The sequence below is a fragment of the Hymenobacter aerophilus DSM 13606 genome, assembly GCF_000382225.1.
GTDB lineage: Bacteria > Bacteroidota > Bacteroidia > Cytophagales > Hymenobacteraceae > Hymenobacter > Hymenobacter aerophilus.
The window spans coordinates 42,806-63,622 of sequence record NZ_KB907810.1 but is presented as its reverse complement, the minus strand read 5'-3'; the positions used below and the strand labels follow the sequence as shown (position 1 = coordinate 63,622).

19 protein-coding genes and 1 tRNA gene are annotated in these 20,817 nt (G+C 64.0%); 13 read left to right on the top strand and 7 right to left on the bottom strand.

Going from position 1 to position 20,817, the window contains the following annotated elements:
* Window positions 1-36 precede the first annotated feature (36 nt).
* The 3 genes from H145_RS0109905 to H145_RS20795 all read left to right on the top strand — a co-directional run bounded on the left by H145_RS0109905 (window position 37) and on the right by H145_RS20795 (window position 4,246).
* On the top strand, window positions 37-1,131 hold the full coding sequence (locus H145_RS0109905; protein ID WP_157541427.1) for a DUF5700 domain-containing putative Zn-dependent protease: 1,095 nt from the start codon (window positions 37-39) through the stop codon (window positions 1,129-1,131).
* A gap of 53 nt (window positions 1,132-1,184) precedes the next feature.
* Entirely contained in the window at window positions 1,185-1,745 is a 561-nt protein-coding gene (locus H145_RS0109900; RefSeq protein WP_019947993.1) for a hypothetical protein, read from the top strand.
* Between the two features lie 113 nt (window positions 1,746-1,858).
* Window positions 1,859-4,246, top strand: coding sequence for a GAF domain-containing protein (locus H145_RS20795; protein WP_157541425.1), 2,388 nt, complete (start codon window positions 1,859-1,861; stop codon window positions 4,244-4,246).
* A 166-nt stretch (window positions 4,247-4,412) separates the two neighbouring features.
* Here the strand turns inward: H145_RS20795 and H145_RS20790 are convergent, their stop codons facing one another.
* The 3 genes from H145_RS20790 to H145_RS20785 form a co-directional block, all read right to left on the bottom strand.
* On the bottom strand, window positions 4,413-5,069 hold the full coding sequence (locus H145_RS20790) for a phosphatase PAP2 family protein (protein WP_051102996.1): 657 nt from the start codon (window positions 5,067-5,069) through the stop codon (window positions 4,413-4,415).
* 75 nt (window positions 5,070-5,144) lie between these two features.
* Window positions 5,145-5,226 (bottom strand) — tRNA-Leu (locus H145_RS0109885).
* A 127-nt stretch (window positions 5,227-5,353) separates the two neighbouring features.
* Window positions 5,354-6,073: a phosphatase PAP2 family protein gene (locus H145_RS20785; protein ID WP_019947990.1), complete on the bottom strand. Its 720-nt coding sequence runs from the start codon at window positions 6,071-6,073 to the stop codon at window positions 5,354-5,356.
* 90 nt (window positions 6,074-6,163) lie between these two features.
* Here H145_RS20785 and H145_RS0109875 point away from each other — a divergent pair, with 90 nt between their 5' ends.
* A complete protein-coding gene (locus H145_RS0109875; protein WP_019947989.1) occupies window positions 6,164-6,841 on the top strand; it encodes a class I SAM-dependent methyltransferase in 678 nt (225 codons plus the stop codon).
* A 109-nt stretch (window positions 6,842-6,950) separates the two neighbouring features.
* Window positions 6,951-8,798 carry a M61 family metallopeptidase gene (locus tag H145_RS0109870; RefSeq protein WP_026351403.1) on the top strand — a complete coding sequence of 616 codons (1,848 nt, stop codon included), beginning with the start codon at window positions 6,951-6,953 and terminating at the stop codon, window positions 8,796-8,798.
* A gap of 100 nt (window positions 8,799-8,898) precedes the next feature.
* On the opposite strand, the gene H145_RS0109865 is transcribed toward H145_RS0109870, so the two are convergent.
* The gene (locus H145_RS0109865) at window positions 8,899-9,561 is read right to left on the bottom strand and encodes a hypothetical protein (RefSeq protein ID WP_019947987.1); all 663 of its coding nucleotides are present in this window, start codon (window positions 9,559-9,561) and stop codon (window positions 8,899-8,901) included.
* A 153-nt stretch (window positions 9,562-9,714) separates the two neighbouring features.
* Here H145_RS0109865 and H145_RS20780 point away from each other — a divergent pair, with 153 nt between their 5' ends.
* From H145_RS20780 to H145_RS0109825, 8 genes are all read left to right on the top strand, one after another.
* Window positions 9,715-10,284 carry a hypothetical protein gene (locus H145_RS20780; protein ID WP_019947986.1) on the top strand — a complete coding sequence of 190 codons (570 nt, stop codon included), beginning with the start codon at window positions 9,715-9,717 and terminating at the stop codon, window positions 10,282-10,284.
* 121 nt (window positions 10,285-10,405) lie between these two features.
* Entirely contained in the window at window positions 10,406-11,428 is a 1,023-nt protein-coding gene (locus tag H145_RS0109855) for an MBL fold metallo-hydrolase (RefSeq protein WP_019947985.1), read from the top strand.
* A gap of 180 nt (window positions 11,429-11,608) precedes the next feature.
* Window positions 11,609-13,090 carry a sodium:solute symporter gene (locus tag H145_RS0109850; protein ID WP_026351402.1) on the top strand — a complete coding sequence of 494 codons (1,482 nt, stop codon included), beginning with the start codon at window positions 11,609-11,611 and terminating at the stop codon, window positions 13,088-13,090.
* A 125-nt stretch (window positions 13,091-13,215) separates the two neighbouring features.
* Window positions 13,216-13,695 carry an energy transducer TonB gene (locus tag H145_RS22750; protein WP_083937749.1) on the top strand — a complete coding sequence of 160 codons (480 nt, stop codon included), beginning with the start codon at window positions 13,216-13,218 and terminating at the stop codon, window positions 13,693-13,695.
* Between the two features lie 104 nt (window positions 13,696-13,799).
* Entirely contained in the window at window positions 13,800-15,635 is a 1,836-nt protein-coding gene (locus H145_RS0109840) for an ABC transporter ATP-binding protein (protein ID WP_026351401.1), read from the top strand.
* A 309-nt stretch (window positions 15,636-15,944) separates the two neighbouring features.
* On the top strand, window positions 15,945-16,268 hold the full coding sequence (locus H145_RS20770) for a hypothetical protein (RefSeq protein WP_157541423.1): 324 nt from the start codon (window positions 15,945-15,947) through the stop codon (window positions 16,266-16,268).
* A 54-nt stretch (window positions 16,269-16,322) separates the two neighbouring features.
* A complete protein-coding gene (locus H145_RS0109830) occupies window positions 16,323-16,856 on the top strand; it encodes a hypothetical protein (protein ID WP_157541421.1) in 534 nt (177 codons plus the stop codon).
* A 162-nt stretch (window positions 16,857-17,018) separates the two neighbouring features.
* On the top strand, window positions 17,019-17,927 hold the full coding sequence (locus tag H145_RS0109825) for a DUF2911 domain-containing protein (RefSeq protein ID WP_019947979.1): 909 nt from the start codon (window positions 17,019-17,021) through the stop codon (window positions 17,925-17,927).
* Window positions 17,928-18,220: 293 nt separating this feature from the next.
* Here H145_RS0109825 and H145_RS0109820 read toward each other — a convergent pair whose 3' ends face one another.
* The 3 genes from H145_RS0109820 to H145_RS0109815 are packed head-to-tail and all read right to left on the bottom strand — an operon-like array spanning window position 18,221 to window position 20,738.
* The gene (locus H145_RS0109820; RefSeq protein ID WP_019947978.1) at window positions 18,221-19,921 is read right to left on the bottom strand and encodes a sodium:solute symporter; all 1,701 of its coding nucleotides are present in this window, start codon (window positions 19,919-19,921) and stop codon (window positions 18,221-18,223) included.
* Complete coding sequence (locus H145_RS24875; RefSeq protein WP_262489228.1) at window positions 19,918-20,052, bottom strand: hypothetical protein; 135 nt, start codon at window positions 20,050-20,052, stop codon at window positions 19,918-19,920. The genes H145_RS0109820 and H145_RS24875 overlap by 4 nt, the downstream gene beginning before the upstream one ends.
* A 38-nt stretch (window positions 20,053-20,090) precedes the next feature.
* A complete protein-coding gene (locus H145_RS0109815; protein WP_019947977.1) occupies window positions 20,091-20,738 on the bottom strand; it encodes a phosphatase PAP2 family protein in 648 nt (215 codons plus the stop codon).
* Between the last annotated feature and the right edge of the window lie 79 nt (window positions 20,739-20,817).

Below are 20,817 nucleotides of genomic sequence, written 5' to 3'. Positions count from 1 at the left end.
CTCCTCGTTGCCTGCTAATGCCTACTTTGCTGCGCTATGAAACCACTCTGCCTCTTGTTGACCTTACTGGGCCTGCTGGCCCGGCCGGCAGCCGCCCAAACTGTGAACGTGGACGCCGCCGAGCGGTACTGGGAAATGGCGGCGGCCCTGCGCCAGGACCAGCCCCTGACCGATGCCATGTGGGCCGCTTTCGTGGCCGTGCCTGCCAACCGCCGCTACATCGCCAGCGTGTTCGGCGAGTCGGATTTGAAAGCCTACCGCCGCGCCATTGAAGTCACCTACCGCCCCAGCCTCGACTCGCTGCGCCGCGCCCGCCTCAAGGCCAACTCCTGGTACTACGTGCTCAACGATGAGTACCGGCGGCGCGAGCCCGAATTTCGGGCCTACCTGCAGCAAACGGCCCAGCAGCCCGGCTACCTCGACCTGATGTACCAGCTGGCCTACGAGTTTCTGCCGGCCCGCGCCCGCCACCCCGTGGCCAACCTGCAGCTGGCCTACGTGGCCATCGGCAACGACGCTATTTCGGAGCAGCAGGGCCTCGTGTTCAGCCTCAAATCAGCCATCGACTGGAACAAGCCCAAAGCGGGCATCCTCGAGGCCCACGAAGTCCACCACCAGCTGCGCCCCGGCCTCGATTTCAGTTTCGCCGATTCCGTCGACCGCCCCCTGCTGAACGCCCTGCACATGACCCTGAACGAAGGCGTGGCCGACCTGATTGACAAGCGCGTGCAGCTCCGCTCGCCCGCCGACTCGGCCGACATTTACGACTGGCTGCTGGCCGGCGCCCCGGCCGTGCTGCACAAACTCGACTCGGTGCTGCAGGCCACGGCGGCCCGGCCCACGGCGCCGCGGCCCGCGCTGCGCTACTACCGGCGCCTGTCCAACGGCTCGAACGGCCACTTGCCGGGCTTTTTTATGGCCCGCATTATCGAGCGCCAGGGCTACCGGCCCCAGCTGCTGGCCTCCATTGATGACCCGATGGCCTTTTTCCTGCTGTATCAGCGGGCGGCGCGGCGGGATAAAATGCGCCCGCCGGTGTTTTCCGCTGCCTCGGTGGCCTACCTCAAGCGCCTGCAGAAAAAGTACATCGGCCCGGCGCGGCAGGCAATGGCCAGGCAAGTTGTGCGTTGAGGAGCCGAGGCGGATGCGCAACCCTTGCGGCCCGCCGCCTATCTTTACGGCCTATGCTGCGCTCCTTCCTCACCTGGTTTTCCCTTGTTATCATGGCTACGGCCCTGGCGGCCTGCTGCGGCTCGACGGCCTGCGAATGCGACGATGCCTATGCCGACGCCATCAGCCTGCAGTTTGATACCGTGGGCACGGCCACGAGCCCGGCTTTCGTGCCGGCCGAGCTGGAAACCGTGTACCTGGTGCGCGTGCCCCGCGACACGGCCCAACGCCCCCGCGCCGACACGGTGCAGCTGAAGCGCACGACGGCCCGCGCCACGCAGCCCATCATCATCAACAACACTACGCCCTTTGCCCAGGCCGGCAACCGCAAACTCGACCGTTACTCCTACTATTTGTACCTGGCCCCGGCCCGTTTCAACGCCCCCCACTCGTTCGATTTCGCTATCGACACGGTAAAGCTGCAAACCAATTTCCGGGCCGAGGGCTGCTGCACCTGCTTCGAGAATGTGCGCAAGCAGGTGTACACCAACGGCAGCCTAGTGCCCACCGCCGACCTGGCCGACCCGGACCGGAAAAACGCGCTGATACCGCTGCCGGTAAAGCGGCAACCCTGAGCCGGCCGCGGCGGCTGGCCGCCGCCACCGACGTCCGGCCGCGGGCCCGTTTCGTATAGCCTTCTACCGGCCGCCGCCATTACGGTGGCGGCCGGTCTGCTTTTCTGCTTTCTATGCATCCCGACTCCGCCTCCGCCGCTGCTGCCGCCCCCACTACTGCTCCTGCCCGGAATGCAGCCTCTGCGGCCCCGGCCGTGCACTTCCCGTTTCAGACCACGCTCAGCCTGGAGCCGCTGATTGCCTACTGGCAGGCCGGCGAGGCCTCGGCCAACGAGGGCGTGGCCCTGCTTTCGCGCTCGGTAGCCGCCCAGGTAGCGGCCGCCGACTGGGCCCGCGGCCCCATCACCGACCTGAACCTGCTGGAATGCAACTGCGACCTGGTGGAAACGCTGATGCTGGCCGTGTTTCCGCCGGCTTCGTTCAGCACCGATATTATCGGGGTGGTGGCGCCGTTTCAGCGGCACAGCTTCTACTACACGCCCCGCTTCGCCGACGTGCTGCTCAACGCCCAGCACATCATCAAGCAGCCGCTCAACATCACGATGGAGCAGCTGGAAGTGTACACCACCCGCATGGCCTACCAGCTGGTGCTCGACAAGGTGTACGGCGTGAAGCTGCCGCTGCAGAGCGGGGTGATTTTTACGGTGCCCGACTACGAAGTAGGCCTCTACCGCCATTACGGCGTCGATTTCAATTCCACTTTCCTCGATGTGCACGTGGTGGGCGACAAGCCCGAGCTCAGCCCCGAGCAGCTGGAGCAGCTCAGCCGCAACCCCCACCGCACCGAGCTGTGGCTGGAGTTGCTGCCGCCCGAAAACTTCGTGCTCGAAGGCTTCAACATTCTGCACCTCGTCGATGTCACGGAGCAGGAAGTGCTGTCGGAGCTGAAGTACGATTTGCTGGAGCGCGACGTGCTGCAGGCCTCCGACCGGCTCGAACAGATTCAGGAAAAGCTGCGGGTGCTGTTTGCCAAGCCCGCCCTGCAGCTGGGCATTGCCGCCTACGACGAAAAAAAGCGCGCCTTCGTGGATTTCGGCCGCAAAATCAACCACAGCTTCCTCACCAAGCAGCTGCACAGCGCCGATGCCGGCTCGGGCTTCCGCCAGATTTACGGCCGCCTCTGGGCCGACCGCCGCCCGCTGGTGCTCGAAAACGTGGAGCAGGCCGACATTCCGGAAGATTTGCGCCAGCAGATTCTGAGCATGGGCATCCGCTCGGCCATTCTGGCGCTGCTGCCCTACGGCGAAGACACGGTGGGCTTGCTGGAGCTGGCCTCGCCCGTGGTGGGCGAGCTCAATGAGTTCAGCCTGGAGTACGTGAACCAGTTTCTGCCGCTGTTTGCGGTGGCCGTGAAGCGCAACGCCGAAGACCTACAGACCCGCGTGCAGGCCATTGTGAAAGAGAAGTTTACGGCCATCCACCCCACCATGGAGTGGCGCTTTACCGACGCGGCCCAGAACCTGCTCCAGCAGCACGAAGACGGCAACCGCCAGGCCGAAATGGAGGACATCGTGTTTCATGATGTGTACCCGCTGCACGGCGCCTGCGATATTCGGGGCAGCAGCACGGCCCGCAACGAGGCCATTCAGGGCGACCTGATTGAGCACCTCACGCTGGCCGGCAAGGTGCTCAAAAAGGCCTCCGACTTCCAGCAGCTGCCCATTCTGGACGAGCTGAAGTTTTACGTGAACAAGAACCTGCGCCGCCTGCGCCAGGGCATCGTCAGCGGCGACGAGGTGAGCATTTTCGATTCGCTGCGCACCGAAATGGAGCCGCTGTTTGAGTACCTGGGCCAGAACACGCCCGAGCTGCGGCCCGTTATTGCCCAGTACTGGGCCCAGATTGACCCCGAGCTGGGCATTCTTTACAAGCGCCGCAAGGCCTTCGAGCAGAGCACCACCCAGCTCAACGACGCCATTGCCAGCTACCTCGACGAGGAGGACGCCCAGGCCCAGGCCATGTTCCCGCACTACTTCCAGCGCTTCAAAACCGATGGCGTGGAGTACAACATTTACGTGGGCGCCGCGCTGGTCGAAGACAAGCCCTTCGACCTGGTGTTTCTTAAAAACCTGCGCCTCTGGCAATTGCTGACGATGGTGGAAATCACGCGCCGCACCGCCGCCCTGCGCGACCAGCTGCCCGTGCCGCTCGAAACCACCCAACTCATCCTCATCCACGGCCAGCCCCTGAGCATCCGTTTCCGGCAGGATGAGCGCCAGTTCGACGTGGACGGCGCCTACAACATCCGCTACGAAATCATCAAAAAGCGCATCGACAAGTCCACTATCATGGGCACCGGCGAGCGGCTCACCCAGCCCGGCTGCCTGGCCCTGGTGTACAGTCAGCAGCGCGAGGCCGACGAATACTTCGAGTACCTCGACTACCTGCACGACCGGGGCCTGCTCGAAGAGGAAATCGAGGAGCTGGAGCTGGAGGAGCTGCAAGGCACCAAAGGCCTGCTGGCGCTACGGGTAAAGGTGAAGCTGGGTGAAGTGGGGTGAGGAGGTGATGAGGTGAGGGGAAATGGGATTGTCATTCTGAGCGCAGCGAAGAATCTCGCGTGCCAAAGTAATCTTGTTGGCAGGAGTCAGCACTGCACGCGAGATTCTTCGCTGCGCCCAGAATGACAGCCTTTTTACCCCTTCACCTCATCACACCATCACACCATCACCTCTCACTTCTCACCAAAAACGCCCCGCGCAGCAGCACCAGCCACAGCACGGCGCCGGCGAAACCGGCCAGCACGTCGGTGGCGTAGTGCACGTGCAGGTACACGCGGGTGAAGCCGATGAACAGGGCGAACAGCAGCAGCAGCGCGGCCCAAACCGGGTGGTGGCGGTGCCGCCAGAGCTGCCAGGCCAAGCAGCCGTACAGGGCCAGCCCAATCATGGCGTGGCCGCTGGGAAAGCTCAGGCCGGGCTGGAAGAACAGGGCCGTGGAAGGCCGGGGCCGCTGGAAATAGCCTTTCAGCAGCTGATTCAGCAACGAGGAACCGGCTACGGCCAGCAGCACTTCCCAGGCTTCGCGCGGGTGGCCCCAGCGGCGCAGCAGCAGCGGAATGCCCAGCCCGGCCGCCACCAGCCAGGGCAGCGAGGCGAAAAACGTGAGGGCCCGCACCACCGGCGTCAGCTGGGGCCAGGCGGCGCGCAGGGCATCAAAGTGCCCGAAAACCCAGTCGTCGAAGCGCACCGAGTGGGCCACGAACACGACCCGGGTGATAAAGAAGAACAGCGCCGCCGCCCCCAGAAACACGCCCACCAGCAGCGCGGCCCGCAGCGTAAGCAGCGGCAGCAACCGGGCAAAACGAGCGGGCGGCTTCTCCATAAGGTACGGGTTAGGGCTTTGCGCGCCGGTCGGCAAGAACGAAAAAAGCCGGTCCATTGCTGGACCGGCTTTTCGTGCGCTCGGGGAGACTCGAACTCCCACACCTTGCGGAACTGCCGCCTGAAGACAGCGCGTCTACCAATTTCGCCACAAGCGCAGCTTTTATCGTCCGGCCTTCCGGGGAGGGCCTTTTGATGCTGCAAAGATAGACGGTTTTTCGGACGCGCTGCAAGTTTTCTGCTGAAAAAAGCTGAAAAAACATCCGCAAAAATTCCGTTTCCGCGCTATTGAAGCTCTTTTTCAGCCAATTGCGGGTCTTTGCGAAACCGATTTTTCACGCGCTTTTCCAGCTGCTGCAGCAGCGGAATGGCAATTATCAGCCAGGCCAGGCCGGCCGTGATGCCGGCCAGCACGTCGGTGGCGTAGTGCACCCGCAGGTACACCCGCGTCAGGCCGATGAGCACAATCAGGGCCGCCAGGGCCGAAACGGTGGCGTAGCGCAGCACCGGGTGGTGCCGCAGCCGGCTCCAGGCAAAATAGATGAGCAGGCCGTAAAACGAGGCCGAAATCATGGCGTGCCCGCTCGGGAAGCTCAGGCCCGAAGCCGAAGTAAGCGGCAGCAGCGGCCGGGGGCGGTGGTAAATCTGCTTGAGCAGCAGATTGAGCGTGATGGAGCCCAGCGCCACTACCGGCACCAGCAGCGAGTACCAGCGCCGCCGCCGCACCAGCAGCAGCCAGGCCACCAGCGCCAGCCCGGCCACCGTAATAAAGTTGCGCGAGGCCAGAAACGTCACGGCCTCCACCCACTGCTGCCGCTCCGGCCCCAGCAGCCCGCGCGTCCACTGGAAAGCCGCCGCGTCGAACGTGGCCACATCCTGGTCGAACACCTCGCGGCTCAAAGCCAGAAACGCCACCACGCCGGCCGTGCCCAGCGCCAGCGTGACGGCAAACTCGGTCAGAAACAACGTAAAACCGGCCAGCAGCCGGCGCAAATGCTTGGTCATAGTGCCTAAACATACGGCCCGGCGCGCAAAAGCCGGCGGCGGGCCGTAGCTTGGCGCCCCTACTGCCCCTGCCCTACCCCGCCCACGCTCATGCCCGCTTCCCTGCCCGATTCCGGTTTCGACTACGTGGCCGCTTTCTACGACCCGCTGGCCCGGCTCGTGTACGGGCGGGCCCTGCAGCGCGCCCAGCAGGCGGCGCTGGCGGCAGGGCTGCCCGCAGCGGGCCGGCCGCGGGTGCTGGTGGTGGGCGGCGGCTCGGGCTGGGTGCTGGGGCAGGTGCTGGCCCGCTGCCCCGGCGCGCGCATCGTGTACCTCGAAGCGGCCCCGCGCATGCTGGCGCGCAGCCGGCAGTGGCTGGCCCGGCACTGGCCCCAGGCGGCGGGCCAGGTGGAATTCCGGCTGGGCACCGAGGCGGCGCTGGCCGCGACCGAGCAGTTTGAGGTGCTGATTACTTTTTTCCTGCTCGATCTGTTTGAGCCCCGCCGGCTGCGGCAGCTGGTAGCGCGGCTGGGCGCGCACCGGCAGCCCGGCGGCGCGTGGCTGCTGGCCGATTTCGGGCCGCCGCGCCGCTGGTGGCACCGGCTGCTGCTGCAGCTGATGTACGGCTTTTTCGGGCTGACTACCGGCATCAGCGGGCGGCGGCGGCCCCCCATTGAGGCCGAGTTGGCGCGGTTGGGGCTGCGGGCGGCGCCGGCCGGGCAGTTTTACGGCGGCATGGTGGAAGCCAGCGTATGGCGGGAAATTCCGGGCGAACAGGCGCCCAATTGAGAGGGCGGCCACCGGATATTTTCGGGGGTTTCGGCCTGCTAGCTGCCCAAATTGCTTAGGTTAGCGGCTTCATTCCTTCTTCCTGACCTCAACTTATCACCTTATGCTGATGCGCAAAACTGCGGCCCTGCTGCTGCTGAGCCTGCCGCTGGCCCTGGCGCGCCCCGCCCAGGCCCAGGCCCCGGTGCACTACAACCTGGCTTTCCCCAACGCCGTCCACCACGAAGCCCGCGTGACGGTGACGTTTCGGGAGGTACCGGCCGGGCCGCTGCACGTGCGCATGGCCCGCTCGTCGCCCGGCCGCTACGCCCTGCACGAATTCGCCAAAAATGTGTACGACGTGGCCGCCACCGACTCGCAGGGCCGCCCGCTCACCATCAGCAAACCCGACCCCTCGGGCTGGGACGTGGCGGGCCACGACGGCACCGTCACGTTCAGCTACACCCTGTTTGGCGACCGGACCGACGGCACCTACGTGGGCATCGACGCCCGCCACGCCCACTTGCACACGCCCGCCACGCTGGCCTACGCCCGCGGCCTGGAGCAGCGCCCGGCCCAGGTGCAGTTTGCCGGTTTGCCCGCCTCCTGGACCGTCGCCACCCAGCTGCAGCCCGACGCGGCCGGCACCACCTTCACGGCCCCGCACCTGCAGTACCTGTTCGATTCGCCGACTTCGCTGGGCGAGCATCAGGTGCGGCGCTGGCAGGAAGGCGGCCGCACCATTGAGCTGCAGGTGCTGCACGAGGGCACGCCCGCCGAGCTGGACGCCTACACGGCTCAGACCCAGAAAATCGTGCGCGAGTCGGCGGCGGTGTTTGGCGAGATGCCGGCCTTCGACTTCGGCCGCTACACCTTCATTGCCAACTACCTGCCCCAAACCAGCTCCGACGGCATGGAGCACCGCAATTCCACCTCGCTCACCAGCCGCCGCCCGTTGCGCGGCCCCGGCGTGCTCGATAACCTGGGCACGGTGTCGCACGAGTTTTTCCATGCCTGGAATGTGGAGCGGCTGCGGCCCCAGGACCTGGAGCCCTTCGATTTCAGCCAGGCCAACATGAGCCGCAACCTGTGGTTTGCCGAGGGTTTCACGCAGTACTACGGCGAGCTGCTGCTGCGCCGCTCGGGCATCTACCCCACCGACACCGAATACTGCCAGGAGGCCCTGACGGGGCTGGTGAGTGCCATGACGCTGGCGCCCGGCGCGGGCCGCTACTCGCCCATCCACATGAGCCAGTTGGCCCCGTTCGTGGATGCGGCCGTGGCCATCGACCCCAACAACCGGGCAAATAACTACCTGAGCCACTACTACATCGGGGCGGCCAACGCCCTGGCCCTCGACCTGGAGCTGCGCCAGCGCTACAAAACCGACCTCGACGCCTTTATGCGCGCCATGTGGCAGCAGTACGGCAAGCTGCAAACCAACTACACGCCCGCCCGCCCCTACACCATCCCCGATTTGCAGCGCGTGCTGGGCGAGGTGGCCCGCGACACGGCGTTTGCCGGGCAGTTTTTCCGCCAGCACATCTACGGCCACCAGCGGCCCGACTACCCGGCCCTGCTGGCCCCGGCCGGCCTGCTGGTGCGCCCGGCCCGCCCCGGCCAGGCCAGCCTGGGCGCCCGCCTGAGCCTGAACGCCGCCGACAGCACCGCCACGCTGGGCAGCACCACCATCGGCTCGCCGCTGTACCTGGCCGGCCTCGACCGCGAAGACGTGCTGCTGCGCCTCGACGGCCAGCGCCTGAGCAGCGCCGCCGCGGTGCAGGAGCTGCTGAGCGCCCACCGCCCCGGCGACGTGCTGCAGGTGGAAGCCCGCACCCGCACCGGCGTGCAGACCGTGCCCGTTACGCTCATCGAGGAGCCGGCCCTGGAAGTGGTAACCTACGAGGCCGCCGGCCGCTCCCTCAGCAAGGCTCAGAAGAAATTCCGGGCCGCCTGGCTGGGTAGCAAGGTGCGGTAGCTGCTTCGCCCATTTATGCTCAACAACAAGCCCCGCTGGCATATGCCGGCGGGGCTTGCTGTTGGGGCGGCAATAAGCGGCAACCGCCGCGCCCGCGGCCCTATCCCAGCACGCGGTAGCCGTACCAAACCAGCAGCGCCACCAGAACTATACTGCTCAGCACCAGAATGCGCAGGCCGTGGGCGCGGTCGGCGGGCTGGAAGGCGGGTACCTGCTCGCCGGTGGGCAGCCGGCGGTGGTGCCCGTACAGGTGCCAGCCGATGAGCAGCCCGAAAAAGCCGCCCAGCAGCGCCAGCGCGTAGCCGGCCACCACGCCGCCGGTTTGCCGGGGCGCGGGCCGGGCCAGCTCTGCAAGGCGCTGGTCGCGCAGCTCCTGCAGCCGGGCCGGGCTTACCGGCGCGCCGCGCTCGGCCAGCAGGCGGCGGGCCAGCGCCACATCGAGCGGGCTCCACTCATCGGGCCGCAGCAGGATGTCGGACAATTCCGGGTTGGTGAAGGCCAGCAAGTAGTAGTCGGCGGGCGGGTTGGCGGCCTGGGCCTCGGCGGCCTGCTGCTCCAGGGCCTGGGCGCGGGCAAAATCGGCGGGGTGCAGCAGTACCAGGCAGTAGCGGCTGGTTTCGTTGAAGGCGAACGAGACGTCGAAAGCGGGTTGATCGAGCCGGGTTTCGGCCTCGATGCCGTGGGCGTAGAGCAGTTCCAGCAGCGGCTGGGCCACGGTGGCGTTGGGGAAGCGGCGGTAGGGCTGGAGTTCTTCGGTGGACATAAAAAAGCAGGCAGATAGTTTGTAAAGAAACGGCTTTGCCCCGATGCGCCACTCAGTTGTAGTTAGCGCATGCAACCAATTTGGCAGTTGCGGTCTTTGCATGGCAGGGCGCCGCACCGCCGGGCCCTGTTCCGCGCTTTCGTATCTTTCGCCATGCCCCGATTCGTTTATCTGCTGCCCGCTGCCCTGCTGCTCGCCTTCGCCACCCAGGCTCAGGACACCACCGCACCCACTGCCCCCAAGCCGGGCCTGAAGCCCTCGTACAGCCTGCAGGCCGGCACCACGTTTGCCGGCCGCTACGGCGCGGCCAGCTGGCTCAGCCCCACGGTATCGTTGCCCTTGAGCCAGCGGTTTGCGGTGTTCGGGGGCCTCACGTATCTGCGCACTACGCCGGGCGCCGCCTTCGCCCCACTGGCCGAAAACGGCCAACGGCTACCGCTGGCGGGCACCAACCGCCTGCTCATTCAGGGCGGCGGGCAGTATGCGCTGTCGGAGCGGCTGCTGCTCACCGGCTCGGCCTGGAAAGACCTGACGCCGGCTGGCCAGTTGGGTCAGTTAGGCGTGAACCCGTACGCGGGCTTTGGCGGCAACCTGGGCCAGGGCGTGAATCTGCGGGCTGATTACCGCGTTACGGAGCACTTCTCGGTGTCGGGTGGGGTGCGCGTGAGCAACGGGGCCACAACCCAGCCGGGCAGCTACTACGGCTCGCCCTGGGGCTACTAGGCCATTTTCAGTCCAATAAACTTATCGGCCTGGCTTCGGCTTATTGGCCTTTAGCTGCCGCGCTGCCCGGCCCGATTTGCGGTGGCGGCCTGGCACCTTGTTCTGTTATTTCGCTTCCTGCATGGCCTCCGTCCGCTACGTGCGCAACCCCGATCTGCCCACTATCAAGCCCAACTACCCCGGCAACAAAATGGTGGGCGACGAATACTGCAACGGCGAGGAGCTGTACGAGCCGCAGTTCAGCACGCTGCTGAAGTGGCAGCTGAGCAAGAATCCGCAGAAAGAAGAAAAGGAGGCCGACACCTGGGCGCCGGAAGTGGTCGATGGCAAGGCCTTTCTGCAGAGCCGGGAAGACGGGCTGCTGTGGCTGGGCCACTCCAGCTTCGTGCTGCGGGTGGCGGGCGTCAACATGATTACCGACCCGGTGCTGTTTTCGTCGGTGGGCTTGCGCCGCCGCCACGCCCTGCCCTGCCGGCCCCAAGACCTGGTGGGCATCGACCTGCTGCTGCTCAGCCACGGCCACCGCGACCATCTCGACGAGCCATCCATCAAGCTGCTGGCCCGCCAGAACCCGCAGCTGCGGGCTCTCGGGCCACTAGGCACCCAGAAGTTGCTGCGCGGCATGGCGTCCAAGCTGCCGGTGCAGGAAGCCGGCTGGTGGCAGCAGTTCGATTTGCGCTTTCTGGGCCCCAACCCGCCCTTCGAGCTGTTCGAGCTGCCCGCCTCGCACTGGTACCGCCGGGGTTTGTTTGATTTAAACGTGGTGCTCTGGGGCTCATTGCTGCTGCGCCTGCCCGACGGCCGTACCATCTACTTCGCCGGCGACACCAACATGAGCGGGCATTTCGAGGAGATTGAGCGGCAGTTCGGGCCGTTGGATATTGTGCTAATGCCTATCGGGGCCTACAAGCCGGCCTACATGATGCAGGGCAGCCACACCAACCCGCACGAATCGGCGAAGGCGGCCAACCAGCTGCGGGCGGGCCACCTGGTGCCCATGCACCACGGCACCTTCGACCTGAGCGACGAGCCCGCCTCGGAGCCCCAGCGCCTCATCACCGAAATTGCCGCCTCGGGCATGCTGCGCGCCGAGCTACACCTGCCCGCCGTGGGCGAAGTGCTCCGCTGGCAGGACTGGGAGTAGGATAGTGCTTAGGTATTGGTGCTTAGTGCTTAGGCCGTTCCGGTATGATTGAGTTTTTATGGACTTTCCCGCAAGCAGCTGTAGAATCGTAGTTTTGGCTTTTACTTCTGCTTCCCTTGGTGCTATCCTCGGTTCTGAGAACAGCCTAAGCACTAAGTACCAATCACTAAGTACTAAGAAATGTCCCCCACCCTTATTCTGAGTTTGATTGCGGGCTACTTTGTGGTCCTGATCATCATTGCCTACCTCACTTCGCGCGGCGCTACCAGCGAAACATTCTTTATTGCCAACCGCAACGCGCCCTGGTACATGGTGGCGTTTGCCATGATTGGCACCTCCCTGTCGGGCGTCACGTTCATCTCGATTCCGGGCATGGTGGCCGGGCAGGGCTGGAGCTACATGGCCGTGGTACTGGGCTACACGGTGGGCTACCTCGTGATTGGCACCGTGCTCATGCCGCTGTACTACCGGCTGCGGCTGGTGAGCATCTACACCTACCTGGAGCAGCGGTTCGGGTTCTGGAGCTACAAAACAGGCGCGTTCTTTTTTCTGCTTTCGCGGGCCGTGGGGGCGGCGTTCCGGGTGTTTCTGGTGGCGGGCGTGCTGCAGCTGGCCGTGTTCGATAGCCTGGGCGTGCCGTTTGCCGCTACCGTGACGGTGGCCATCTTCCTGATTTACCTCTACACCTTCAGCGGGGGCCTCAAAACCATTCTCTGGACCGATACTTTTCAGACCATGGCCATGCTCGTGTGCGTGGCCGTGAGCATTTACCTGATGGCCGACGAGCTGAACCTGGGCTTTGCCGGGCTGGTGAAAACGGTGAAGGAAAGCTCCATGTCGCAGATTTATTTCTCCGACCCCAAAGACGATAAGTTCTTCTGGAAGCAGTTTGCCTCGGGCGCTTTCATCACCATCGTGATGACCGGCCTCGACCAGGATTTGATGCAGAAAAACCTGAGTTGCCGCAACTTAGGTGATGCCCAGAAAAACATGTTCTGGTTCACGATTGCCATTGTGCTCGTCAACATCTTCTTCCTTTCGCTCGGGGTGCTGCTTTATCAGTACGCCGCCGCCAAGGGCATCAGCCTGCCCGTCAACCCCACCACCGGCGCCGTTATCGGCGACGACGTGTTTCCGCTGCTGGCCACCAACCACTTCAGTTTGTTTGCCGGCGTCGTGTTCATTCTGGGCATCATCGCCGTTACCTACGCCTCCGCCGATTCGGCCCTGACGGCCCTGACTACCTCGTTCTGCGTGGATATGCTCGGCATCGGGCAGTACGAGGAGAAAAAGCAGAAGAAAATCCGCCAGCTCACGCACCTGGGCTTTTCGGTGGTGCTGATTGTGATTATCCTGATTTTCCGCGCCATCAACGACCAGAGCGTGATTACGGCCGTGTTCAAGGCGGCCGGCTACACCTACGGGCCGCTGCTGGGGTTGTACTCGTTCGGCATTTTCACCAGCCGCGGCCTGCGCGACAGGCTGGTGCTGCCGCTGTGCCTGTTCACGCCGCTGCTCACCTATTTCATCAACCACAACTCCGAGCAGTGGTGGGATTACAAGTTCGGCTTCGAGATTCTGATTCTCAACGGCTTGCTCACGTTCCTGGGCCTATGGCTGATTTCGCGCCCCCGCAACCTCGAATTGAACCCCGTAGCGTAAGGGTTGTTGTTAGGGCTTAAGATTTTAGTGCTTAGCAGAGAACGTCATGCAGCGCGCAGCGAAGAATGACGTTCTCTGCTAAGCACTAAGTCCTACAACCTAAGCGCTAAAACCTAAGCCCCGCTATGAAACATCTTTCCTTCATTCTGCTGCTTGTATCTTTGGGGCTTTGGGAAGCGCGGGCGCAGCAGCCGGCGCCGGCCCGCAAACCCGTCGAGCTGAAGGCCGGGCGCATGCAGGCGCAGGCCCGGCCCGCCGCCAACCGCCCCGACGTGCCGCCCCAGTTTCCGGGCGGGGCAAAAGGGCTCAACCAGTTTTTTCAGCAGAACCTACAATACCCCGAAGCCGCCGGCGTCAAGCAAATCAGCGGCCATGTGGTGATGACCTTCACCGTGGAAGCCGACGGCCACCTGACGAACCCCTCGGTGGTGCAGCCCCTGAGCCCCGAGTGCGACACCGAGGCGCTGCGGGTACTGGGCCAGATGCCGGCCTGGAAACCCGCCACCCGCAAGGGCCAGCCCGTGCCCATTCAGGTGCGGCTGCCCGTGCCGTTCGGCGTTTCCGAGGGCCTGCAGGTGGAGCAGGGCAAACCCAAATTTGATTAAGTGAATTGAGACATGAGAAATGAGAAGTGAGAAGTGAGATGAACGACTGGCTCTGTAGTCGTTCATCTCACTTCTCACTTCTCATTTCTCACTTCTAAAACAGAATGGCCCGTAGCGGAATGAATACCAGCGGCGCAACCGTCGAGGCGGACGTGCCCAAGAAGAAGCTTAGCAAAGACAGCCTGCGGCAGGGGCTGCGGATTTTCCGTTTCACGCTGCCCTACCGCGCCAAATTCAGCATCGGTATGGTGCTGCTCACGCTGTCGAGCGCCACGGTGCTGTGCTTTCCGTGGGTGATTGGCAAGCTCACCGACACGGCCAACGGCACGCCCATGCGCTGGCCCGACGGCGCGCCGGTGTCCATCAACCAGATTGCGCTGGGCCTGTTTGCCGTGATTATGCTGCAGGGCATCAGCTCGTTCGGCCGCATCTGGTTTTTCACGCAGGTGAGCGAGTACACGGTCCGCGACATTCGGCAGGCGCTTTATGCCAAGCTCGTGAGTTTGCCCATCCCCTACTTCGAGCGCAACCGCGTGGGCGCCGTCATGTCGCGCATTACGGCCGATGTGGCGCAGGTGCAGGACTCGTTTTCGATTACGCTGGCCGAGCTGTTCCGGCAGGTGGTGACGCTGGTGGGCGGCATTACGCTCATCATGCTCGTGTCGGTGAAACTTTCGCTGTTCATGCTGCTCACCTTTCCGCCCATTGTGGTGGTGGCCATATTTTTCGGGCGCAAAATCCGGGTGCTGGCCAAGCTCACGCAGGACGAGCTGGCCCAGACCAACGTCATCGTCGAGGAAACCCTGCAGGGCATCAACACGGTGAAGTCGTTTACCAACGAGGCCTTCGAAACCGGCCGCTACGGCGCCTCGCTGACCCGTACGGTGCGGGCGGCGCTGCGCAGCAACCTGTACCGCGGCGGCTTCGTGTCGTTCGTTATTATCGGGCTGTTCGGCGGTATTATTCTGGTGCTGTGGCGGGCGGCCTCGCTCGTATCGGCCGGCCAGATGTCTATCGGCGACCTGACTTCGTTTGCGCTCTACACCATCTTCATCGGGGCCTCGGTGGGCGGTTTGGGCGAGCTGTACGGCAAAATCCAGAGCACGCTGGGCGCTTCCGAGCGCATCCTCGAAATGCTCGACGAGCCCTCCGAACCCATTCAGCGCACCCTGCCGCCCGCCACGCCCACGCTGCGGCTGCACGGCGACATTGAGTACCGCCACGTGGCGTTCCGCTACCCCACCCGCCCCGACCTGGCCGTGCTGCAGGACATCGACTTCCACATTCGCCCGGGCGAGAAAATTGCCCTGGTGGGCCCGAGCGGCGCCGGCAAAAGCACCATTGCCGGCCTGCTGATGCAGTTCTACGAGCTCAGCGGCGGCCAGATTCTGCTCGACGGCCGCCCCGCCGCCGACTACGACCTGACGGAACTGCGCCGCGAAATCGGCATTGTGCCCCAGGAAACCATGCTGTTTGGCGGCTCCATCCGCGAGAATATTGCCTACGGCCGCCCCACGGCCACCGACGCCGAAATCATCGAAGCTGCCGAGCGAGCCAACGCCTGGCGCTTCATCGAGGGCTTCCCCGAGGGCCTCGATACGGTAGTCGGCGACCGGGGCCTGAAGCTCTCGGGCGGCCAGCGCCAGCGGGTGGCCATTGCCCGCGCCATCCTCAAAAACCCCACCATCCTCATCCTCGACGAAGCCACCTCGGCCCTCGACTCGGAGAGCGAGCAGCTGGTGCAAAGCGCCATGGACGAGCTGATGCAGAACCGCACCAGCATCATCATCGCCCACCGCCTGAGCACCATCCGGAAAGTAGATAAAATCCTGGTTATCGACGGCGGCCGTATCGTGGAGCAGGGCACCCACGACGAGCTAAGCGAGCGGGAAGGCGGCCTCTACGCCAACTTGCTGCGCCTACAGTTCGAGCTGAGTTAAGCAGATAGTCCTATTTGCAGGCATTCCGGTTATATTCGCTGATTACTTTAGTTAATCTGCGTTTGCGACGTTATGCCTGACAATTCAGCAGCCCCTGTTCTACTGATTCCCGCCACCCCGCCCACGTTCGCCGAGTACCAGCTGATCCATCAGACGCAAGAGCGGCAACGGCATCCCAATCCCGAATCAACCCGGCCCGTTACGTCCGATCCGTGGTCAAACTGGCTAAAAGGAGCCCTCGTTTTGGCGGGATCTTTCGGATTTTATTCTATAAAGGGCGGGGGGTTGGTGTTCATGGCATTTGGGGTTATGATGGTTGGCTTAGGGTTGCTACACCAGCTTTGGGAATATCGGCGGGCTTTTCGGGAGCAGCAGGCGCGGCCGCAGCCTGAGTCGCTGGAATTTTCGGAGGCCGGCTTGCGGCTGCATTATCCCCTGGGCACCGTATTTCACGCTTGGGACTCGCTCTACCGGGTGCGCGAAATCGGCGACTGGCTGCTGCTGTATCCCGATATGGAGTTCTGCTACTCCCTCAACCTGCAACGGCTGCCCGAGCCGCTGACTGCGGCTGACGTGCGGGCGCTGATTCAGTGGAGTGATATGCGGACCGGCAAGGCTATTTTCGCGGTTTAGTCCGGCGCGCTTTTGCGCCTGCTTCAGTTGCAAAACGGCACCCTCGCCCTACTCATGCCCCAACCGCCCTACCACCTGCCCGCCGTGCACCTGTCGGCCGATGCGTTTGTGGCCGTGAATTTCCGGCTGTGGCGGGCGCGGCCGGGCACGCGCCGCAACCACTGGCTGCTGGGCGCGGCGCTGGCGTTGCTGACCATTAGCGTGGGCTTGGATTTGGGGCAGCACGGCCGGCTGACCAGCCCGTTTACGCTCGTATTTCTGGGTGTGGGCGTGACTTACGGGCTGCTCCGGTTCGGGCTGGTGCGCTGGCAGTTGCGGCGCGGCTACCAGCGCCAGGCGGCGCTGCAGCAACCCATTGATTTCACCCTGACCAGCACCGAAATCATTGGCCGCAGTGCGCTGGGGCAGTTCTCGGGGCAGTGGCAGCTTATCCGGCGGGCCGTGTGGGTGGGCACCGACTGGCTGCTGCTCTACCCCACCGAAGCCGCCTGCTACTACCTCGACCTGCGCCGCCTGCAGGCCCCCGCCACCCCCGCCGACGTGGCCCGGCTGCTGGAGCGCCACCCGATTCGGCAGCAGCGGGTGTAGCGGCGGGCCGGAGGTAACTTTGGCGCGGGTTGCGGGTTGCTGTTTCACCGAACCAAAAGCCAGCCGCTGATGGCTCGCCGCTGACTGCACCGGCGCGGCCGAGTTTGGTTTGCTTATTTTTACTCTGAATCAACTCTCACCTTCACCCAATTCCTGCTTCGTATGTCGTTTTCCACTTCCCGCCCCTCTACCGCCCGCATCCCCGGCGCTACGCTCGTGCTCACCGGCCTGCTGCTTGGCGGCGGCACGGCGGCCCAGGCCCAGATCAGCACGCCCCAGCCCAGCCCCAAAAGCACGCTGATGCAGCGCGTGGGCCTCACCGACGTCACCGTAACCTACTACCGGCCCAGCCTGCGCAGCCGTCTGGGCTTCGGCGAGGCCGGCGGCAAGGGCGTGGTAACCTACGGGCAGCGCTGGCGCACCGGGGCCAACAGCTCCACCACCATCAAATTTGCCGACGACATGATGGTGGAAGGCCAGAAAGTGGCCGCCGGCGAGTACGGCCTCTACACCATCCCCGGCAAAAACGAGTGGACCGTGGTGCTCAACAAGAACACCAAGGCCGGCGCTAACGTCGATGCGTTCAAGGACGACGAGAACGTGGCCAGCTTCAAGGTGAAGCCGATGATGCTCAAAGACAAGGTGGAAACCTTCACCATCGACCTGACCGACCTGACGCCCGCCACCGCCAACGTGGCCATGATGTGGGACCAGACGGCCGTCAAGTTCAAGCTGATGGCCGAAGTGGAGCCCAAAGTAATGGCCCAGATTGACGAGAAAGTGCTGAAAAACGCCAGCCCCAGCAGCGGCGACCTGGCCGCCGCCGCCGTGTACTACCTCGACAACAACAAGGACCTCAAGCAGGCCCTGACTTGGATGCAACAGGCCAACGCCAAAGACCCCAAGTTCTGGAACGTGCTCACGGAGGCTAAAATCCGCATGAAGATGAAGGACTACAAGGGCGCCGTAGCAGCAGCCGAGCAGTCGAAAAAGCTGGCCATGGACGCCAAGAACATGGACTACGTGAAGATGAACGACGAGCTGATTGCCGAAGCCAAGAAGGCGAAATAAACAGCTGTTAGCGGAGAGCCATTAGCTGTCAGCTTTCCGTCGATAAGAGCTAGAAAGCCTCGTCTGATTCGTCAGACGGGGCTTTCTAGCTCTTATCGTTCCTGAATCTTCAGCCAACCTAAGCCCCAGCGGGGCGGCATATCGGTAGCAACGGGCCGGAATTGAACCTTGAAGCTCCGGCGGGGCGACACCGTCGTTGAACGATTGGTGCCGCCCCGCCGGGGCTTTAACTTTTCTAGTTTCCTGCTGCTAACGATATGTCGCCCCGCCGGGGCTCAGCCAATTCTCAGCCATCAGGATGCTGTTTTTCTGGCGTTGATTGGCATTTGAAACCCGAGACAGCATAGCACTACCACGGCGCAGCCGATGATGTTAAACCACAGGTAGCCGATATCAGTGCCGAAGAAGAGGGCGGCTACCACTAGCTGGGCCACCACGGCCGCCCAGAATACAGTGCGGCCGTTCACTGATTTCAGGAAGAAGGCCACCATGAAAATACCCAGAATGGTGCCGTAGAAGAACGAGCCGAGGATATTAACGGCCTGAATCAGGTTTTCGAGGCGGGCGGCGAAGGTGGCGAAGGCAATGCCCAGCACGCCCCAGCCCACGGCCGCCCAGCGCGAGGCCGCCACGTAGTGCGCCTCCGAGCGGCCCGGCCGCCGCGGCCGGTACAAGTCCACCACCGTAGTGGATGACAGTGCGTTGAGGCCGGCCGCGGCCGAGCCCATGGCGGCGCTCAGCACCACGGCCACCAGCAACCCCACCAGGCCCTGGGGCAGGTAGTTGAGCACGAAAGTCAGGAACACGTAGTCGGTGTCCTTGGCCTCGACCGACGGCACGGCCTGCTTGAGCAGCTTCTGAGCCTGCTGGCGCAAACCCAGGTTGGCGGCCTGCACGGCTTGCAGATGCGTCTGGGCCGCGGCAATAGCCAATTCGTCGTCGGTTTTGAGAGCCGAAACCAGCTCGCCGGTGGCGCGGGCGCGGGCCTTAAACAGCGTGGCGTGGGTGCGCTCCAGGCCCCGCAATTGGGGGCCGTACTGCTCGGAGTGGGCCACCCGCAGGTACACCGGCCGGTTGAAGGTAAGCGGGGCCGGGTTGAACTGGTAGAACACGAACAGCAGCACGCCCAGCAGCAGAATCCCGAATTGCATCGGAATCTTGAGCAGGCCGTTCATCAGCAGCCCCAGGCGACTTTCGGTCAGGTCGCGGCCGGCCAGGTAGCGCTGCACCTGGCTTTGATCGGTGCCGAAGTACGAGAGGGCCAGAAACAGGCCGCCGGTAATGCCCGACCAGAAGTTGTACCGGTCGTTGGGGTCGAAGTGGAAGTCGATCAGGTTGAGTTTGCCCTGGGTGCCGGCTACGCGCATGGCATCGGTGAAGCCCACACCTTCGGGCAGGTAATGCACCAGCAGGTAGCCAGCCACCACCATGCCCGTAAAAATCACGGCCACCTGCCCCTGCTGGGTTACGGCCACCGCTTTGGTGCCGCCGCTCACGGTGTAGGCAATCATCAGCCCGCCAATGAGCCAGACGGTGAGGTGAATGTTCCAGCCCAGAATGGCCGACAGCACCAGCGCCGGCGCGTATAGCGAGAGGCCGTTGCTGAGGCCCCGCTGCACCAGAAACAGCAGCGCCGTGAAGGTGCGGGTGCGCCTATCGAACCGACCCTCCAGGTACTCGTAGGCCGTGTACACCTGCAGCCGGTGGTAGATGGGCACGGCAAACACGGCAATCAGCACCATGGCCACCGGCAGGCCCAGGTAGAACTGGATGAAGCGCATGCCGTCGTCGTAGGCCTGGCCGGGGGTGCTGATGAAGGTGATGGCCGAGGCTTGGGTGGCCATGATGCTCAGGCCCACCGCCCACCACGAGGCCGAGCGTCCGCCCAGCAGGTAATCATCCAGGGAGGCGCCGGCGCGGCGGGTGCGCCAGGTGCCGTAGCCCACGATAAACAGCAGCGTGCCGCCCAGAATCAGCCAGTCGAGCGCGCTCATGCAAACAATCGAGTCAGGTACACGAACAGGCCGATTTCGGCCCCCAGCGCCCCCAGCACCAGCCAGTACCAGGCCTGCCACGAGGGCAGCAGCGGCGGTTTATCGTTGGGTGAAGTTGGAGGAACAGACACGGGCGGGAAGTTGGCAACTGGCAAAGTCGAAAGATAGGTCAAACCCGGCTGTCATCTATACCCATCGGCTTCGGCCGCAGCCACCACGTCCCGATTTCAAAGCCGCAGGTCAGCAGCAACCCCAGCGCCGCGCCGGCTACTACGTCGCTCAGCCAGTGAAACTCCAGCACCACCCGGCCCAGGCAGACCAGCCCCAGCCATGCCAATAGCCAGGGCCGCGCCTTCGGGAACCGCAGCGCCCAGGGCAGCAGCAGCCCCGCCGTAACGGCCGCGTGGCCCGATGGAAAGGAATCGAACCGGCCAACCGCCTGCCAGAAGCCGGCGTTGGGAGCTACATGGCTAAATACCGCGGACGGGCGGGGCCGGTTGAAATAAGGGGCTGACAGGTTGCGAATAGCTTCGCTGCTTATCAAGGTGAGAAGTGCCACCAGCCAGATGGTGCTATTCGGCCACCGCAGCAGCCGGGTTACGATGAACAGTAGCAGTAGCCCCGACCACACCCACAATGGCTGGGACATCAGCGTATCCTGCAGTTGCATCAGGCCCGCGAAAAACGGCCGTAACGGCGCGCTCTGCTGGTGGAGCAGGTCGGCCAGCGGTGCATCTACCCCGGCAATCAGCAGCAGAATGACCGGGACAGAAAGCAGCGCCGCAAGCAGCAGGCGCAGATAAAAACGGAAGGTCATACTGGATGAAAGACCAAAGAAACCGCTGTCGTCAGGCTCCCCCTCTCCCCCTGGAGAGGGGGCCGGGGGGTGAGGCGCC

Bases quoted from the DNA above. Each gene is read 5' to 3' on its own strand.
- H145_RS0109905 (WP_157541427.1), top strand. From the start codon at position 37: ATGAAACCACTCTGCCTCTTGTTGACCTTACTGGGCCTGCTGGCCCGG.
- H145_RS0109900 (WP_019947993.1), top strand. From the start codon at position 1,185: ATGCTGCGCTCCTTCCTCACCTGGTTTTCCCTTGTTATCATGGCTACG.
- H145_RS20795 (WP_157541425.1), top strand. From the start codon at position 1,859: ATGCATCCCGACTCCGCCTCCGCCGCTGCTGCCGCCCCCACTACTGCT.
- H145_RS20790 (WP_051102996.1), bottom strand. From the start codon at position 5,069: ATGGAGAAGCCGCCCGCTCGTTTTGCCCGGTTGCTGCCGCTGCTTACG.
- H145_RS20785 (WP_019947990.1), bottom strand. From the start codon at position 6,073: ATGACCAAGCATTTGCGCCGGCTGCTGGCCGGTTTTACGTTGTTTCTG.
- H145_RS0109875 (WP_019947989.1), top strand. From the start codon at position 6,164: ATGCCCGCTTCCCTGCCCGATTCCGGTTTCGACTACGTGGCCGCTTTC.
- H145_RS0109870 (WP_026351403.1), top strand. From the start codon at position 6,951: ATGCGCAAAACTGCGGCCCTGCTGCTGCTGAGCCTGCCGCTGGCCCTG.
- H145_RS0109865 (WP_019947987.1), bottom strand. From the start codon at position 9,561: ATGTCCACCGAAGAACTCCAGCCCTACCGCCGCTTCCCCAACGCCACC.
- H145_RS20780 (WP_019947986.1), top strand. From the start codon at position 9,715: ATGCCCCGATTCGTTTATCTGCTGCCCGCTGCCCTGCTGCTCGCCTTC.
- H145_RS0109855 (WP_019947985.1), top strand. From the start codon at position 10,406: ATGGCCTCCGTCCGCTACGTGCGCAACCCCGATCTGCCCACTATCAAG.
- H145_RS0109850 (WP_026351402.1), top strand. From the start codon at position 11,609: ATGTCCCCCACCCTTATTCTGAGTTTGATTGCGGGCTACTTTGTGGTC.
- H145_RS22750 (WP_083937749.1), top strand. From the start codon at position 13,216: ATGAAACATCTTTCCTTCATTCTGCTGCTTGTATCTTTGGGGCTTTGG.
- H145_RS0109840 (WP_026351401.1), top strand. From the start codon at position 13,800: ATGGCCCGTAGCGGAATGAATACCAGCGGCGCAACCGTCGAGGCGGAC.
- H145_RS20770 (WP_157541423.1), top strand. From the start codon at position 15,945: ATGATGGTTGGCTTAGGGTTGCTACACCAGCTTTGGGAATATCGGCGG.
- H145_RS0109830 (WP_157541421.1), top strand. From the start codon at position 16,323: ATGCCCCAACCGCCCTACCACCTGCCCGCCGTGCACCTGTCGGCCGAT.
- H145_RS0109825 (WP_019947979.1), top strand. From the start codon at position 17,019: ATGTCGTTTTCCACTTCCCGCCCCTCTACCGCCCGCATCCCCGGCGCT.
- H145_RS0109820 (WP_019947978.1), bottom strand. From the start codon at position 19,921: ATGAGCGCGCTCGACTGGCTGATTCTGGGCGGCACGCTGCTGTTTATC.
- H145_RS0109815 (WP_019947977.1), bottom strand. From the start codon at position 20,738: ATGACCTTCCGTTTTTATCTGCGCCTGCTGCTTGCGGCGCTGCTTTCT.